This is a genomic window from Sphaerotilus montanus, from assembly GCF_013410775.1.
GTDB classification, from domain to species: Bacteria; Pseudomonadota; Gammaproteobacteria; order Burkholderiales; family Burkholderiaceae_C; genus Sphaerotilus; species Sphaerotilus montanus.
The window spans coordinates 2,450,361-2,465,654 of sequence record NZ_JACCFH010000001.1; the positions used below are offsets into that span (position 1 = coordinate 2,450,361).

The window sequence follows — 15,294 nt, forward strand, 5'->3', positions numbered from 1 at the left end:
GGCTGGCTCAGCGTGCGAGACCCGGCGTGGTGGTCACCGGGCCCACGATGGCCGGATCGCGTCCGGCACGGTCCCACGAGGTGGAGGCGCGCAGCACGCGCTCGACGTCGCGCTTGACCTTGGCCGGCTCGAAGGCCACCGGGAAGCGCATCATCCACACCCCCATCGGATCGACGAGGTAGAGGTGCGAGGACAGGGGCTCGCCCGGGGCTGGCCTGAGCCAGCGGGCCACCGCCTCGCGGGGCGCGCGCAGCACGCTGGCTTCGGCCAGCGCCGGCAGCAGATCGGCCCGCGGCGGGGTCTCGCCCGTGACGATCCAGACGCGGTCCAGCCGGTCCTTTTCGCGGCCGAGCGTCTCGCGCAGCTGGCGCTGGGCGTAGAGCAGCTTCTCGCAGGTGCTGTCGCAGGCACCGTCGGCCACGACCACCAGCAGCCACTGGTCGCGCAGGCTGCGTGGCTCGACGGCCTGGCCCTGCAGGTCGGTCAGTGGCAGCGAGGCGGCGGGCGGGAGGTCGACTGGCGGCTGGATCAGCACGCCGTGTCCCGGCTGGCCGGTCGGCCGGATGACGTAGTAGGTGAAGTAGGACGCGATCACCGGCGAGGCGCAGGCCAGCAGGATCAGGGCCATCTTGATCCGGCCCACGCGGGTGCGGGCCGCTGCGTCCGGGTCGGCCGATGGCGTGGGCAGGTCGTGGACCGACAGGTTCAGCGGTTGTGCGGCGTTCGGAGCGTCATGCGACATGGGAAGCAGCCTGCCTGCGCGGGCGGATGAGTTGATACCAGACATACAGGCCCGCGATCAGGGCGCTGAGGGCGAACCACTGGACGGCGTAGCCGTGGTGCTTGTCGACACCGACCGCCGGGGCGGACCAGTGGCGCAGCAGGCCATCGTCCGGAGGTCCTTCGGTCTGGAGCAGCGCCACCGGGCGCAGGCTCAGGCCGGACTCGCGGGCGGCGGCAGCGATGTCGAGATTCTGACGGATGGGGCCGGTTTCGAGGCCGCCGAAGTCGAACAGCCTCGACGGGGTGGGGATGATGCGGGCGACGACGGTCACGGCCTCCGTGTCCGGCGTCTTCACCGGGGGCAGGTCTTCGCGGCGCAGGGCATGGCGCGGGACCCAGCCGCGCTCCACGAGCACGGCGGTTCCGTCGGCGAGTTGCAGGGGGGTCACGACGTGGAACCCGACCCGGCCGTCCATCGGCCGGTTGTCGAGGAACAGCGTCGCGCGCGCCACCCAGCGGCCTTGCAGCCGGATGCGGCGCTGTGTCTGGGCATCGACCTCGTCGGGGTGGCGCGCCAGATCGGCGGCGGTCAGTTCCGGCAGTTGCCGGCGTGCGTCCAGCAGCGCCTGCCGTTCGATTTTCCGGTCCGCCCGATCCAGTTGCCACACGCCCAGACGCGCCGTGCCGGCCACCCCGACGACGGTGGCCAGCAGGATCAGCCAGCGCTGGTGGCGGTGTCGGGGCAGGGTCATGGAGATGCGTGCAGGCAAGGGGGTGGTGGAATAATCCGGCTTCATGAAAATCATCATCGCGCTGGCGTTTGTCGCCATTCTGGCCGCCCTGGCGTCGGCTGGCCTCTTCATGATCAAGCGCGCACCGGAAGGCCAGCAGGCCGCCAAGGGGCGCATGGCCCGGGCACTGGCGATCCGTGTCGGCCTCTCGGTCAGTGTCTTCCTTTTTGTGCTGCTGAGCTACGCGATGGGCTGGATCGAGCCGACGGGTCTGCCGGTCGGTCGCTGAAGGCAACAAAAAGAGCGCCGAAGCGCTCTTTCTTGTTTCAGGCAGGTGCCGGAGACCCGGCGCCACGCCATCACATCCAGTAGACGATGAAATACAGGCCCAGCCAGACCACGTCCACGAAGTGCCAGTACCAGGCCGCGCCTTCGAAGCCGAAGTGGCGCTCGGGCGTGAAGTGGCCCTTCATCAGGCGGATGGTCATGACCAGCAGCATGATGGTGCCGACGAACACGTGGAAGCCGTGGAAGCCGGTCAGCATGTAGAAGGTCGAGCCGTAGATGCCCGAGGACAGCTTCAGGTTCAGCTCGGAGTAGGCGTGCGCGTATTCATAGCCCTGGCAGAACAGGAACACCGTGCCGAGCAGCACGGTGATCCACATCCAGCCGATGGCCTTGGCGCGCTGGTTGGCGATGAGCGCGTGGTGCGCGATCGTCAGCGTCACGCCCGAAGTCAGCAGCAGGCCGGTGTTGATCGTCGGCAGCGGCCACGGCCCCATGGTCTGGAACGGCTCGACGATGCCGGCCGGCGAGCCGGTGGCCCCCGCGCCGGAACTCGGCCAGATGCCCTTGAAGTCGGGCCACAGCAGCGCGTTTTCCAGGCTGCCCAGGCTGGGCACCGACTGGGTGCGGGCCCAGTACAGCGCACCGAAGAAGGCGGCGAAGAACATCACTTCCGAGAAGATGAACCAGGCCATGCTCCAGCGGTGCGAGACGTCGACGCGGTCGCTCAGCATGCCGGCTTCGGCTTCTCCCGCGGCTTCCCCGAACCACTGGCGCAGCACGAAGACTGTCCACAGCAGGCCGAACAGCAGCGCGTACGCCCCCCAGCCATGGCCGTTGACCCACTGGCCTGCGCCCAGGATCACGAAGAACAGGCCGATCGAGGTCATCACCGGGTGCCGCGAGGGCGCCGGGACATAGTAGTAAGGCGTCACGCCTTTGGTTGTTGCCGACATGAGTTGCTCCTGGAATCCGTGTCGCGAATGTTGTGGTGTGTGTTGTCTTGTGAGACTGGCTCAGCCCGCGATCCAGCGGACCAGCAGCACCAGCAGGCCGACAAACAGCGCTGCGCTGAGCAGGCCGGCCAGGATGATGTGCACGGGATTGAGCTGGTTGACGTCGTTCTGGTGGTCAGCCCCGCGGCGGATGCCGAAGAAGGACCAGGCCACGGCCTTCATGCTTTGCGCGAACGAACTCTTGCGCCGTACCGCGTCGCGCAGGTCGTTCGCCGAGGTGCGCTGCGGCTCGGTCATGAACCGGCTCCCTGTGGCAGCACCTGGGTTGCTGCGCCAGTGACCGGCGCGGGCGGGGTCTTGGCGCCGACCTCGAAGAAGGTGTAGGACAGGGTGATGGTGTTCACGTCCCTGGACAGCTTCGGGTCGATCACGAACACCACCGGCCACTTCTTCGACTCGCCCGGCGCGAGCGTGTACTCGTTGAAGCAGAAGCACTCCAGCTTGTTGAAGTGCGCCATGGCCTGCTTCGGGGCATAGCTGGGGATGGCTTGTGCCGACATCGTGCGGTTCTGGACGTTGCGGAACTCGTACATCACCGTGGTCACTGCGCCGGGATGGACCTGGACGGAGGACTGTGCGGGCTTGAAGTCCCACGGGCCGCGCGCGTTGGCATCGAACTCGACCGTGATGGTGCGGCTGGTATCGACCTGGGTGTTGAAGGTGCCCGGCCCGGACCTGCCGCTGACCAGCAGCTCGCTGCGGCTGAGGATGTTGATCCCCAGCGCCTCGCAGATCGATTCGTACATCGGCACCAGCGCGTAGCCGAAGCCGAACATCACCGTGGCGATGACACACAGCTTGCCCAGCATGCGCTTGTTGTCGCGCTGCAGGCGGGCGTCCTTCGGCGTGTCGCTCACGGGTGGGCTCCCGAGAGCAGCACCACCCGGGCCATGAACCCGACGAAGAACACCAGCGCCACCGTGGCCAGGATCAGCCCGAGTCGCACGTTGCTGCGTCGTTTTTCTTCGTTGTTCATGGCGGGTTGTCCTTGGTCGATCAGAACTTCAGCACCTTGGTGGCGGTGACGTCCAGCGTGGGCGGGGTCTCGAAGGTGTGGAACGGGGCCGGCGACGGCACTTCCCACTCCAGGCCTTCGGCGGCTTCCCACGGCTTCTGCGGGGCCTTGGCACCCTTGCCGCGCATCATCGGGACGACGACGAACAGGAAGAAGTAGACCTGCATCAGACCGAAACCGAGCGCGCCGATCGACGCGATCATGTTGAAGTCGGCGAACTGCAGCGGGTAGTCGGCGTAGCGGCGCGGCATGCCGGCCATGCCCAGGAAGTGCATCGGGAAGAAGGTGATGTTGAAGGTCACCAGCGAGCCCCAGAAGTGGAACTTGCCGCGGCCTTCCGAGTACATCACGCCGGTCCACTTCGGACCCCAGTAGTACACGCCGGCGAACATCGCGAACAGCGAGCCGGCCACCAGCACGTAGTGGAAGTGCGCCACGACGTAGTAGGTGTCCTGCAGGTTGATGTCGATCGGGGCCATCGAGAGGATCAGGCCGGTGAAGCCGCCCATCGTGAACACGAAGATGAACCCCACGGCCCACAGCATCGGGGTTTCGAAGGTCATCGAGCCGCGCCACATCGTCGCGATCCAGTTGAACACCTTCACGCCGGTCGGCACCGAGATCAGCATCGTCGCGTACATGAAGAACAGCTGGCCCGTCAGCGGCATGCCGGTCGTGTACATGTGGTGGGCCCACACGATGAACGACAGGATGGCGATCGACGCGGTGGCGTACACCATCGACGCATAACCGAACAGGCGCTTGCGGGCGAAGGCCGGGATGATCTGGCTGACGATGCCGAAGGCCGGCAGGATCATGATGTAGACCTCGGGGTGACCGAAGAACCAGAACACGTGCTGGTACATGATCGGATCACCGCCGCCGGCGGGGTTGAAGAAGCTGGTGCCGAAGTGGCGGTCCGTCAGCGTCATGGTGATCGCACCGGCCAGCACGGGCATGACCGCGATCAGCAGGTAGGCGGTGATCAGCCAGGTCCAGACGAACATCGGCATCTTCATCAGCGTCATGCCGGGAGCGCGCATGTTCAGGATGGTGACGACGATGTTGATCGAGCCCATGATCGACGAGGCGCCCAGGATGTGCATCGCGAAGATGCCGGCATCCATCGACGGGCCCATCTGCAGCGTCAGCGGCGCATAGAGCGTCCAGCCGGCAGCGGGGGCACCGCCGGGCATGAAGAAGCTCGCCACCAGCATGATCGCGGCGGGGATCATCAGCCAGAAGCTGAAGTTGTTCATCCGCGCGAAGGCCATGTCGCCGGCGCCGATCTGCAGCGGGATCATCCAGTTCGCGAAGCCGACGAAGGCCGGCATGATCGCGCCGAACACCATGATCAGCCCGTGCATCGTGGTGAACTGGTTGAACAGCTCGGGGTTCACGAATTGCAGACCCGGCTGGAACAGCTCCAGTCGGATCAGCAGCGCCAGCACGCCGCCGATCATCAGCATCGTGAAGGCGAACAGCATGTACAGCGTGCCGATGTCCTTGTGGTTGGTCGCGAAGACCCAGCGACGCCAGCCGTGGGGAGCGTGGTGGTGGTCGTCATGGGCATGGTCGTCATGCCCGTGACCGTGACCGCCCGGATGGAGAACTGCGCTCATGGGTAGTGATCCTCTGGTGTGTCGTCTTGGTTACTTGCGGGCAGCGACCACTTCGGCCGGCTGGACGATCTGCTCGGTCTTGTTGGACCAGCTGTTCTTGGTGTACGTGATCACGGCGGCGATCTCGGTGTCCGAGAGCTGTTTCCATGCCGGCATCGCACCATTGTTCTGGCCATGCAGCAGCACCGCGATCTGCTTGCCCTTGTCGGCGTCGAGCACGACCGGCGAGGCGTCGAGCGGCTTGATCGGGCCGGCACCCTTGCCGTTGGCCTGGTGGCAGGCGGCGCAGTTGTTGGCGTAGACCTTCTCGCCGCGGGCGATCAGGTCGGGCAGCTTCCATTCCTTGGCCGGATCGTCGGCCAGGGCGGCGAGCTTCTTCTTCTCGCCGGCCACCCAGGTGGTGTATTCCGCGTCGGTCACGACCTTGACGTGGATCGGCATGTAGGCATGTTCCTTGCCGCACAACTCGGCGCACTGGCCGTAGAAATCGCCGGTGCGTTCTGCACGGAACCAGGTGTCGCGCACGAAACCGGGGATCGCGTCCTGCTTGACACCGAAGGCCGGAATCATCCAGGCGTGGATGACGTCATTGGCGGTGGTGATGATGCGGATCTTCTTGCCGACCGGCACGACCAGCGGGTTGTCCACCTTCAGCAGGTAGTTGTCCCCCTCGGGCTTGCCCGCGTCCGACATGGCGCGCTGGGTGGTGTCGAGCGTCTGCAGGAAGCTGATGCCTTCGCCTTCACCCTTCAGGTAGTCGTAGCCCCATTTCCACTGGTAGCCGGTGGCCTTGATGGTCACGTCGGCGTTGGTGGTGTCCTTCATGGCGACGACGGTCTTGGTCGCCATGGCGCCCATGCCGATGACGATGACGAAGGGCACGATCGTCCAGGCGATCTCGACCGCGATGCTCTCGTGGAAGTTCGCCGGCTTGTGGCCCTTGGACTTGCGGTGCTTGATGATGGAATAGAACATCACGCCGAACACGGCCAGACAGATCACGCCGCAGATGACCATCATCACCACGTGCAGCCAGTGCTGTTCGGCGGCGATCTGCGTGGCGGGCGTCTGGAAGTCCATCTGACGCACGCCCGGGCCACCCGGCAGGTCATTCACTGCCAGCGCCACGGTCGTGGCCATGGAAGCACATGCAGCCAGACTCCACTGGCTCGCATGGCGCCACAGAGCTTTCTTCATCATCATCTGCGCTCTCTTTCTCTACCAGATCGGGGCCGGCGGGCCACCGTGGACATAGTGTCTTGCCTGTCTGCAAACATGCCCCACCAGCGCCGATCCGTCATCCGGAAGAGTCCGGATGACAGGAGGGGAAGGCCAGCGGGTGTGGATTGATCAACATCAGCCATGATCCTGAATTTCTTTGATCTGGATCATTGCAAAAGCTATCGAGCAATCTGTGAATTTTAGGTGCGGATATCGACACGGGGCAATGTTTCGCACGGCGTGGTGTCTGTGCTGCACTCACTCGGTGCGCCCGGGGTTGCGCTGGCGCGTCATTTCGCGCATGGCGTCCAGCGAAATCTCGGTCTGCGCCTGCATCCGTGCCCGGGTGACCGGACGGAACGCATGTCCGTAGATGATCTCGAAGCCCAGGTGCAGCCGCCCGTCGGCACCGGTCAGATGCTGTGTCAGGGCGGCGTCCAGTTTGCGGCGCCAGTCACGGCTGCGCAATCCGGGTTGACGCGCAGGTGCGGTGTTGCAGCCGAGTCCGCGCAACTCGGCCAGCAGCGCCGCGGGGTTGTCCCAGGTCAGCGTCAGGCGCTCCATGTCCATGACCGGATCGGCGAATCCGGCGTGCACCAGTTCGTCGCCCAGGTCGTGCATGTCGATCCACGGGCTGCCCGGCGGGCCCCAGCCCAGGTCGGCATAGACCGCGCGCAGTTCCTTGAGCGTGTCCGGTCCGAAGCACGAGAACATCAGGAAGCCGTCCACCTCCAGTGCCGCGTGCCAGCGCGACAGCAGTGCGGGCAGGTCGTCGATCCAGTGCAGCATCATGTTCGCCCACAGCAGCTCGGCGGTGGGTGGGGCCGCGGGCCCCTCGGCCCGGGCTGGCTGGCCGATCAGGCGCTGCCACCAGCGGGGGGCCGTGCCCGTGCCGGGGGCTTCGGGCAGCGGCTGGTCATCGCAGCCGCAAGGCAGGAGGCGTGCCTGCGGATACTGTGCCTTCAGCAGGGTGGCGCTGCCCGAGGTGGGGCTCCACCAGTCGATCACCCGGGTGGGCTGGCGGCGCACCAGCGACAGGCGATCGGCCATGCGGCGGGCGATCTCCTCGTGCAGCCAGGGCGCGGCGTGGCCGGTGGCGCGTCGGAGGTGGCGTTGCAGCGCGGCGGGGTCGATCCGGGGCGTGCGGCGGGCGGTGGGAGTGGATTCGGCCATGGTGGTGGAACTGTATAGTCAGCCGCACATGGCGTTTCTTTCCTCCCGGCCCGTTCTCGCCTGGCGTGCCTTCGCGGCGGCCTGGCGCTGGTCGCCTGGTTCCGCCTGCCAGGTCTGCGCCACCTGGCAGCGCGACGCGGTCTGCTGCGATTGTCAGCGCCGGTTCCGCCACACGAGGCGCCACCGCTGCCGCTGCTGTGCGGCACCGCTGGCAAGCCTGAGCGAGGTCTGCGGCCGCTGCGTCCTGCGTCCGCCGGCCTTCGACCAGACGCTGGCGGCGCTCGATTACGCCTATCCCTGGGACGGGCTGATCACGCGCTTCAAGTTCGGTGGAGCCTGCGAGCTGGCGGGGCCGCTGGCGGATCTGATGAGCGACGCGCTCTGGACCGCCGCGGAACAGACCGGATTCGAGCCGCCCGACGTGCTGCTGCCGGTGCCGCTGTCCGCCGCCCGGCAGCGTGCGCGCGGCTACAACCAGGCGTGGGAGCTGGCCCGCCGCGTCGGTCCGGCGCTGGAGGTGCCGGCCCAGGCGCGCTGGGTCGAGCGGGTGCTCGACACGCCGCACCAGACCGGCCTGCCGCGGGCCGGGCGCCTGCTCAACCTGCGCGGCGCGTTTGCGGTGACAGCGGCGGGCCGGGCTGGTCTGGCGGGCCGCCGGGTGGCGATCCTCGACGACGTGATGACGACCGGTGCGACGCTGGATGCGCTGGCCGCGACCGTGCGCCGGGCCGGCGCCACGGCGGTGCAGAGCTGGGTGCTCGCGCGCACGGTGAGCGATGATGCGGCCCCCTGACCGTCCGCTGTTCCGCTACGCCGCACCATGTTCCGCATCGTCCTCGTCCACCCCGAAATCCCGCCCAACACCGGCAACGTGATCCGGCTGGCGGCCAACACCGGCTGCGCGCTGCACCTGGTCGAGCCGCTCGGCTTCTCGATGGACGACAAGCTGCTGCGCCGCGCCGGGCTCGATTACCACGAGTACGCGCCGGTGCGCCGGCATGCCTCCTGGGACGCGCTGATCGCCGATTGCGCGCCGGACCCGACCCGGATGTTCGCGCTGACCACCCGCGGCAGCCGGCCGTTCGCCGAGGTGGCGTGGCAGCCGGGCGACTGGCTGGTGTTCGGCTGCGAGACGAGTGGGTTGCCACCGGCCTTGCGCGACACGTTTCCGGCGGATCAGCGCGTGCGCCTGCCGATGCGGCCCGAGCAGCGCAGTCTCAACCTGAGCAATGCGGTGGCGGTGACGGTGTTCGAGGCGTGGCGCCAGAACGGCTACGGCGGGGCGGTCTGAATCAGCTTTCGGCGCGGGCGCCGCGCTGCATCAGCGCCTGCACGGCCTGCTGCGGGGTCCACTCGCCCTGCAGCACGGCCACCACGGCGCGCGTGATCGGCATCTCCACGCCCAGCGCCTGCGCCCGGTCGAGCACGGTGCGGGCGCTGTAGACGCCTTCCGAGACATGGCCCAGGTCTTCGAGGATGTGGGCCAGCGTCTTGCCTTCGGCGAGCTGCAGGCCGACGCGGCGGTTGCGCGACAGGTCGCCGGTGGCGGTCAGCACCAGATCGCCCAGGCCGGACAGGCCCATGAAGGTCTCGGCCTGCGCACCCAGCGCCAGCCCGAGCCGGGTCATCTCGGCCAGTCCGCGGGTGATCAGCGCGGCGCGCGCGTTCAGGCCCAGCGCCAGTCCGTCGGCCATGCCGGTGGCGATGGCCAGCACGTTCTTCACCGCGCCGCCCACTTCCACGCCGACCGGGTCGGTGGAGGAATAGACGCGCAGCGTCGGGCCGTGCAGCGCGTCCACGGCCGCCTGGCGCAGCGCGGCGTCCTGGCTGGCGGCGACGAGCGCAGTGGGCTGGCCGCGGGCGACTTCGAGCGCGAAGCTCGGTCCGCTGAGCACGCCCGCGCGCAGGCCGGGTGCCGCCTGCCGGGCGATCTCGTGGCCGAGCAGGCCGGTGCCGGCTTCGAAGCCCTTGCTGAGCCAGAGGGTGGCGGTGCCGTCCGGCAGGCGCTGCAGCATCTCGCGCAGCGCGGCCGTGGGCGTGGCCACGATGACCAGCCCCGTCAGCCCCGCATGGGCGACGGCGCCGGAAAAATCCGAGGTGAGTGCCAGCGCAGCCGGCAGGGCCACGCCGGGCAGGTAGCGCGCATTGCACCGCGAGGCCGCGATCTCGCGGGCCTGGCGGTCGTCACGGGCCCAGAGGACCGTGGGGTGGCGGGTGGCGGCCTGCGCCGCCAGCGCGGTGCCCCAGGCACCGGCGCCGAGCACCGTGATCTGCATTGCGCGAACCTGCCTGTCAGCGGATCAGCTGTTCAGCGCTTGCTGGCCTTGCTGCTGCTGGGCTTCGTACATGGCCTGGAAGTTCACTTCGGCCAGATGCACGGGCGGGAAGCCGGCGCGGGTGATCGTGTCGGCCACCACGGCGCGCAGGTAGGGATAGACGATGCCGGGGCAGGCGATGCCCAGGATCGGCTGCATCTGCTCGGGGTCGATGTTGCGGATCTCGAAGATGCCGGCTTCCTTGGCTTCGCACAGGAACAGGGTGCGGTCGCCGAGCTTGGTGGTGACGGTGGCGGTCACGCAGACTTCGTAGATGCCATCGGCGACGGGGCCGACTTCGACGCCGAGGTTGATGTCCACGGCCGGCTGGCCCTGCTCGATGAGGATCTGCGGCGAGTTCGGCTGTTCGAGCGACAGGTCCTTCAGGTACACGCGCTGGATCTGGAACACGGGTTGTTCTTGCGTGTCGATTGCGTCAGCCATGGTCGGGTTCTCGGTGGGGAAAAATCAATAAAACGCACGGGGTCGGTGCGGGTCGGCGGGAATATAGCAGCAGCGCTCCAGCGCATACTTGACCGCATGGCGCACCTCACCCTCATCCGTCACGGAGAAACCGACTCGAACCGCGTCCACCGCTTCCAGGGGCAGATGGACGTGCCGCTCAACGCCACCGGCCTGCTGCAGGCCGAGCGGCTGGCCGAGCGGCTGGCCGAGGAACGCTTTGATGTGGGTGTGGTCAGCGACCTGTCGCGCACCCGGGCGACCGCCGCGCCGCTGGCCGAGCGGATCGGGCTGACGCTGCGGCAGGACGCCCGCTGGCGCGAGCAGCATTTCGGGGTCTTCGAGGGGCAGCAGGTCCCCGACATCCTTGACCTGCACCCGGACCTCTGGGCCCAGTGGGTGCGGCAGGACGCCGACTTCGCGCTGCCCGGTGGCGGCGAGAGCATCCGGGCCTTCCACACGCGGGTCTGGTCGGCGCTGGATGCGCTGGCCGCCGCGCATGTCGGGCAGCGGGTGCTGGTGGTGACGCACGGCGGCGTGCTGGACATGGTCTGGCGCACGGTGCGCGGCCAGCCGCTGTCGAGTGCGCGGCAGTGCGCGATTCCGAATGCGGGCATCAACCGCCTGCACTGGCACGGCCCCGGGCGCGCCGAAATCGACGTCTGGGCCGACGATGCCCACCTCGCCGGCCTGCCGCCGCAGCCGTCGACGGTGTCGCTGAGCGTGCGTTACGGCGCGGGCGTGTCGGCGCCCTGAACCCGGTGTGCCGCGGCCAGCGCGGTGACCGGCCCGGCCAGCGCCGTGCGCACCGTGGCGCCGTCCATCGATCCGGACTGCGCGGCCTGCACCATCCGCTCCAGCGTGCCCGCGTGTGGCATCACGGTGCCGAGGAACAGCGGCCGCGGTCCCTGCGCGCCCTTCAGCACCAGCAGCGTCGGGAAGTTCTCGATGTCCAGCGCCTCGTCGCCGAGGGTGTCGCTGTGGTCCTCGATGTCGATCCAGGCGAAGCGCACGTCCGGGTGCGCCTGCGCGACCTGCGCGAAGGTGGCGGCGTAGGCCTGGCAGGCGACGCACCAGCCGGCGCACAGGCAGGCGACGGTGAGCGAAGTCGGGGGCTCGGGTGGGACGGACATGGGCCGCCAGTGTATCGACCGTCGCGTAGCATGTAGCGCATCCTCTTGGAACGTCCTGGACGAATTCAGATGCCCGTGATCCGACTCTGCGCTGCCTGGCTGGCGCTTCTGGTGCTGCAAGGCGCACAGGCTGCCACCCCGGCGGCCGCCGCCGACACCATGACCGCCCGCGTCGCCGCCTGCACCGCCTGCCACGGCCAGGAAGGCCGCGCCACGCCCGATGGCTACTTCCCGCGCATCGCCGGCAAGCCCGCGGGCTACCTGTTCAACCAGCTCGTCAACTTCCGCGACGGCCGCCGCCAGTACCGCCCGATGACGCACCTGCTCGACCACCTGAGCGACGACTACCTGCGCGAGATCGCCGAGCATTTCGCATCGCTGGAGGTGCCGTACCCGCCGCCGGCCAAGCCTGGGCTGGCCCCGGCGGTGCTGGCGCAGGGCCGGGCGCTGGTGCTCAAGGGCGATGCCGCACGCGACATCCCCGCCTGCGTGCGCTGCCACGGCGACGCGATGACCGGGGTAGCGCCGGCCATTCCGGGCCTGCTCGGCTTGCCGCGCGACTACCTGAACTCCCAGCTCGGCGCCTGGCAGGCTGGCCAGCGCCACGCCGCTGCGCCGGACTGCATGGCCAAGATCACCAGCAAGCTCACCTCGACCGACATCACCGCCGTCGCCGCCTGGCTGGCCGCGCAACCTGTGCCGGTGCCGTCGAAGGCGGTGGAGCGCTCGGCGCTGGCGCAGCCGCTGCCGACGGACTGCGGGGGTGTGCAATGAAGCGCGTCCTCACCTGGGGCCTGGGCGGCCTGCTCGGTGTGCTGGCGCTGGGCGCGGCGGCGATCGCCTGGCTGGATGCGGCCGACGCGCCACCCTCCGCCAACCCGCGCCCGGTCGCGACCGACGCCGCGGCGATCGACCGGGGCCGCTACCTCGCGCAGGCCGGCAATTGCGCCGCCTGCCACACCCGCCGCGGCGAGCCACCTTACGCGGGCGGCGAGGCGCTGGTCACGCCCTTCGGCACCGTCTATGGCGGCAACCTCACGCCGCATGCCACCACCGGCCTGGGCGCCTGGAGCACCGACGACTTCTGGCGCGCGCTGCACCACGGCCGTTCCCGCGACGGGCGGATGCTGACCCCCGCCTTCCCCTATCCGCACTTCACGCAGGTCACGCGCGAGGACAGCGATGCGCTGTTCGCCTTCCTGCGCAGCGTGCCGGCGGTGGACCGGCCGAACACGCCGAACGCGCTCGCCTTCCCCTACGACACCCAGCTCGCGCTGAAGGTCTGGCGGGCGCTGTACTTCCGGCCCGGCACCTTCGTCGCGCAGCCCGCGAAATCCGCCGAGTGGAACCGTGGCGCCTACCTCGTCAACGGGCTGGGCCACTGTGCGGCCTGCCACGGCGCACGCAACGCGATGGGCGCGACGATCGCCGGCCGCGAATTCGACGGCGCGCCGATTCCGGGGCAGGGCTGGTACGCCCCGGCGCTCACGCTCGCCGCCGAAGGCAGCGTCGCCGCGTGGCCGGTGGCGGACGTCGTGGGTCTGCTGCGCGACGGCGTGGCGCCGGGCACGGGCGCGGTCGTGACCGGCCCGATGGCCGAGGTCGTCGCCCGCAGCACGCAGCACCTCCGCCTGGCCGACGCGCAGGCGATGGCCGTGTTCCTGCGGGACCTGCCCGTGCACCCGCCCGAGGAGCCGCCGCGGGTGCGTCCCGCCGACGCCCGCACGCTCGACCGCGGCGCCAGGCTCTACGCCGACCACTGCGCCACCTGCCACGGCGAGCGCGGCGAGGGCCAGCCCGGCGCCTTCCCCGCGCTGGCCGGCAACCGCGCGGTGACGATGACGGACCCGACCAACCTCGTGCGCGTGATCCTGCAGGGCGGCTACGGCCCGTCCACCGCAGGCCGCCCGCGCCCGCACGGGATGCCCCCGTTCGGCCACCTCCTCGACGACGCCGACATCGCCGCCATCACCACCCATGTGCGCAGCGCCTGGGGCAACACCGGAACGCCGGTGAACCAGGTGCAGGTGGTGCAGCTGCGCGAAGGGCGTGATTGAATGTGGTGAAGCATGGGATTTTCGCGCGATGCCTCAATTTGAGGCAATCCAGGAAAATCCATGGCGTGACAATGACTTGCGAACACTCCGCACCGCTTGTGAACAACGTTATCCACAGGCTGCGGGGATAACCGGAGCCGGCCATGGCTGTCAGTGTTTTCGACCTTTTCAAGATCGGCATCGGGCCGTCCAGCTCCCACACGGTCGGGCCGATGCGCGCGGCACGGCTGTTCACGCAGGGTCTGCTGCACGCGGATCTGCTGGATTGCGCAGCCCGGGTACAGGTCGATCTGTACGGCTCGCTGGGGGCCACTGGCCAGGGCCACGGCAGCGACACTGCCGTGCTGCTGGGCCTGGGCGGGCACGAGCCGGACACGGTGGACGTGGACCTGATCCCGGTGCTGCTGGACGACTTGCGCCAGCGCCAGCGTGTGGTGCTTGACGGCACGCACCCGGTTGCATTCGACGAGGACCGCGATATCGTGTTCCACCGCCGCGCAACCCTGCCGCTGCACGCCAACGGCATGCGTTTCTCGGCCTTCGACGCGGCGGGGGCGGTGCTGGCCGAGCGGGTGTACTACTCGGTGGGCGGCGGCTTCGTCATCAGCGAGCAGGTCGCCGCGGACGGCCAGCGCCAGAAGCTGATCGCGCCCGACACCAGCGTGCTGCCGCTGCCGTTCCACAGCGGCGCTGACCTGCTGGTGCTGACGCAGGCGCACGGCTGCTCGATCGCCGAGGTGATGCGCCGCAACGAGCGCCACTGGCGGACCGACGCCGAAACCGATGCCGGTTTGCTGCGCATCTGGGCGGTGATGCAGGCGTGTGTCGAGCGCGGTTGCCGCACAGAGGGCACGCTGCCTGGCGGCTTCAAGGTGCGGCGGCGGGCGGCAGCGTTGTCGCGGGCGCTCGCGGCACTGGACGCGCGAGGGGCCAAGGCAGCCGATCCGCTGGTCGTGCTCGACTGGGTGAACCTGTACGCGCTGGCGGTGAACGAGGAAAACGCGGCAGGCGGGCGGGTCGTCACGGCGCCGACGAACGGAGCGGCCGGGATCATCCCCGCGGTGCTGCACTACTACGTCCGCTTCGTGCCGGGGGCGGACGAGCGGGGCGTCATCGACTTCCTGCTGACCGCGGCAGCGATCGGCCTGCTCTACAAGGAAAACGCCAGCATCTCGGGCGCCGAGGTGGGCTGTCAGGGTGAGGTCGGTGTGGCGTGTTCGATGGCGGCAGCGGGCCTGTGCGCGGTGCTGGGCGGCTCGCCGGAGCAGGTCGAGAACGCCGCCGAGATCGGCATGGAGCACCACCTGGGCCTGACCTGCGACCCGGTGGGCGGGCTGGTGCAGATTCCTTGCATCGAGCGCAACGCCATCGCCTCGGTCAAGGCGATCAACGCCGCGCGCATGGCCCTCTACGGCGACGGTACCCACCACGTCAGCCTCGACAAGGTCATCAAGACCATGCGCGAGACCGGGGCGGACATGCTGACCAAGTACAAGGAGACCGCCCGCGGCGGGCTGGCGGTCAACATCGTGGCGTGCTGA

Annotated in this window: 19 protein-coding genes; 7 read left to right on the forward strand and 12 right to left on the reverse strand. The window is 68.9% G+C overall.

The genetic code is table 11. From position 1 onward, the window contains the following. Window positions 1-7: 7 nt before the first annotated feature. Together BDD16_RS11045 and BDD16_RS11050 are read right to left on the reverse strand one after the other, a co-directional pair. On the reverse strand, window positions 8-742 hold the full coding sequence (locus BDD16_RS11045) for an SCO family protein (RefSeq protein ID WP_179634001.1): 735 nt from the start codon (window positions 740-742) through the stop codon (window positions 8-10). After that, a complete protein-coding gene (locus tag BDD16_RS11050) occupies window positions 732-1,475 on the reverse strand; it encodes an SURF1 family protein (protein WP_179634002.1) in 744 nt (247 codons plus the stop codon). Before BDD16_RS11050 ends, BDD16_RS11045 begins: the two co-directional genes overlap by 11 nt. 43 nt (window positions 1,476-1,518) lie before the next feature. On the opposite strand from BDD16_RS11050, the gene BDD16_RS11055 reads away from it, so the two are divergent. Next, on the forward strand, window positions 1,519-1,743 hold the full coding sequence (locus BDD16_RS11055; RefSeq protein ID WP_179634003.1) for a DUF2909 domain-containing protein: 225 nt from the start codon (window positions 1,519-1,521) through the stop codon (window positions 1,741-1,743). A 70-nt stretch (window positions 1,744-1,813) separates the two neighbouring features. Here BDD16_RS11055 and BDD16_RS11060 read toward each other — a convergent pair whose 3' ends face one another. From BDD16_RS11060 to BDD16_RS11085, 7 genes are all read right to left on the reverse strand, one after another. Beyond that, complete coding sequence (locus BDD16_RS11060; RefSeq protein ID WP_179634004.1) at window positions 1,814-2,695, reverse strand: cytochrome c oxidase subunit 3; 882 nt, start codon at window positions 2,693-2,695, stop codon at window positions 1,814-1,816. Window positions 2,696-2,755: 60 nt separating this feature from the next. Next, window positions 2,756-2,992, reverse strand: a complete 237-nt coding sequence (locus tag BDD16_RS11065) for a DUF2970 domain-containing protein (RefSeq protein WP_179634005.1) — start codon at window positions 2,990-2,992, stop codon at window positions 2,756-2,758. Continuing rightward, a complete protein-coding gene (locus BDD16_RS11070; RefSeq protein WP_310732828.1) occupies window positions 2,989-3,612 on the reverse strand; it encodes a cytochrome c oxidase assembly protein in 624 nt (207 codons plus the stop codon). Before BDD16_RS11070 ends, BDD16_RS11065 begins: the two co-directional genes overlap by 4 nt. Continuing rightward, window positions 3,609-3,731 (reverse strand): cytochrome oxidase small assembly protein, encoded by a 123-nt coding sequence (locus tag BDD16_RS22810; protein WP_218897769.1) that lies wholly within the window; start codon window positions 3,729-3,731, stop codon window positions 3,609-3,611. Before BDD16_RS22810 ends, BDD16_RS11070 begins: the two co-directional genes overlap by 4 nt. A 20-nt stretch (window positions 3,732-3,751) precedes the next feature. After that, window positions 3,752-5,392: a cytochrome c oxidase subunit I gene (gene ctaD / locus BDD16_RS11075; RefSeq protein WP_179634006.1), complete on the reverse strand. Its 1,641-nt coding sequence runs from the start codon at window positions 5,390-5,392 to the stop codon at window positions 3,752-3,754. Between the two features lie 30 nt (window positions 5,393-5,422). Next, window positions 5,423-6,532, reverse strand: a complete 1,110-nt coding sequence (gene coxB / locus BDD16_RS11080; RefSeq protein ID WP_246332521.1) for a cytochrome c oxidase subunit II — start codon at window positions 6,530-6,532, stop codon at window positions 5,423-5,425. Window positions 6,533-6,871: 339 nt separating this feature from the next. Continuing rightward, on the reverse strand, window positions 6,872-7,786 hold the full coding sequence (locus tag BDD16_RS11085) for a methyltransferase domain-containing protein (protein WP_179634008.1): 915 nt from the start codon (window positions 7,784-7,786) through the stop codon (window positions 6,872-6,874). Between the two features lie 28 nt (window positions 7,787-7,814). Between BDD16_RS11085 and BDD16_RS11090 the strand changes: the two genes are divergently transcribed. After that, window positions 7,815-8,579, forward strand: coding sequence for a ComF family protein (locus BDD16_RS11090; protein WP_179634009.1), 765 nt, complete (start codon window positions 7,815-7,817; stop codon window positions 8,577-8,579). Window positions 8,580-8,606: 27 nt separating this feature from the next. Next, the gene (gene trmL / locus BDD16_RS11095) at window positions 8,607-9,077 is read left to right on the forward strand and encodes a tRNA (uridine(34)/cytosine(34)/5-carboxymethylaminomethyluridine(34)-2'-O)-methyltransferase TrmL (RefSeq protein WP_179634010.1); all 471 of its coding nucleotides are present in this window, start codon (window positions 8,607-8,609) and stop codon (window positions 9,075-9,077) included. Window position 9,078: 1 nt separating this feature from the next. Here the strand turns inward: trmL and BDD16_RS11100 are convergent, their stop codons facing one another. Both BDD16_RS11100 and secB read right to left on the reverse strand, forming a co-directional pair. Further along, a complete protein-coding gene (locus tag BDD16_RS11100; RefSeq protein ID WP_179634011.1) occupies window positions 9,079-10,062 on the reverse strand; it encodes an NAD(P)H-dependent glycerol-3-phosphate dehydrogenase in 984 nt (327 codons plus the stop codon). 24 nt (window positions 10,063-10,086) lie between these two features. Further along, window positions 10,087-10,545: a protein-export chaperone SecB gene (gene secB / locus BDD16_RS11105; RefSeq protein WP_179634012.1), complete on the reverse strand. Its 459-nt coding sequence runs from the start codon at window positions 10,543-10,545 to the stop codon at window positions 10,087-10,089. Window positions 10,546-10,641: 96 nt separating this feature from the next. Between secB and BDD16_RS11110 the strand changes: the two genes are divergently transcribed. Beyond that, window positions 10,642-11,319: a histidine phosphatase family protein gene (locus tag BDD16_RS11110; RefSeq protein WP_179634013.1), complete on the forward strand. Its 678-nt coding sequence runs from the start codon at window positions 10,642-10,644 to the stop codon at window positions 11,317-11,319. On the opposite strand, the gene BDD16_RS11115 is transcribed toward BDD16_RS11110, so the two are convergent. Next, on the reverse strand, window positions 11,292-11,696 hold the full coding sequence (locus BDD16_RS11115; RefSeq protein ID WP_179634014.1) for a thioredoxin family protein: 405 nt from the start codon (window positions 11,694-11,696) through the stop codon (window positions 11,292-11,294). The two genes, BDD16_RS11110 and BDD16_RS11115, sit on opposite strands and share 28 nt — an antisense overlap. A 69-nt stretch (window positions 11,697-11,765) precedes the next feature. Here BDD16_RS11115 and BDD16_RS11120 point away from each other — a divergent pair, with 69 nt between their 5' ends. The 3 genes from BDD16_RS11120 (at window position 11,766) to BDD16_RS11130 (ending at window position 15,294) form a co-directional block, all read left to right on the forward strand. Continuing rightward, on the forward strand, window positions 11,766-12,470 hold the full coding sequence (locus tag BDD16_RS11120) for a c-type cytochrome (protein ID WP_375139070.1): 705 nt from the start codon (window positions 11,766-11,768) through the stop codon (window positions 12,468-12,470). After that, on the forward strand, window positions 12,467-13,753 hold the full coding sequence (locus BDD16_RS11125; RefSeq protein ID WP_179634015.1) for a c-type cytochrome: 1,287 nt from the start codon (window positions 12,467-12,469) through the stop codon (window positions 13,751-13,753). The genes BDD16_RS11120 and BDD16_RS11125 overlap by 4 nt, the downstream gene beginning before the upstream one ends. Before the next feature lie 143 nt (window positions 13,754-13,896). Continuing rightward, window positions 13,897-15,294, forward strand: a complete 1,398-nt coding sequence (locus BDD16_RS11130; RefSeq protein WP_179634016.1) for an L-serine ammonia-lyase — start codon at window positions 13,897-13,899, stop codon at window positions 15,292-15,294.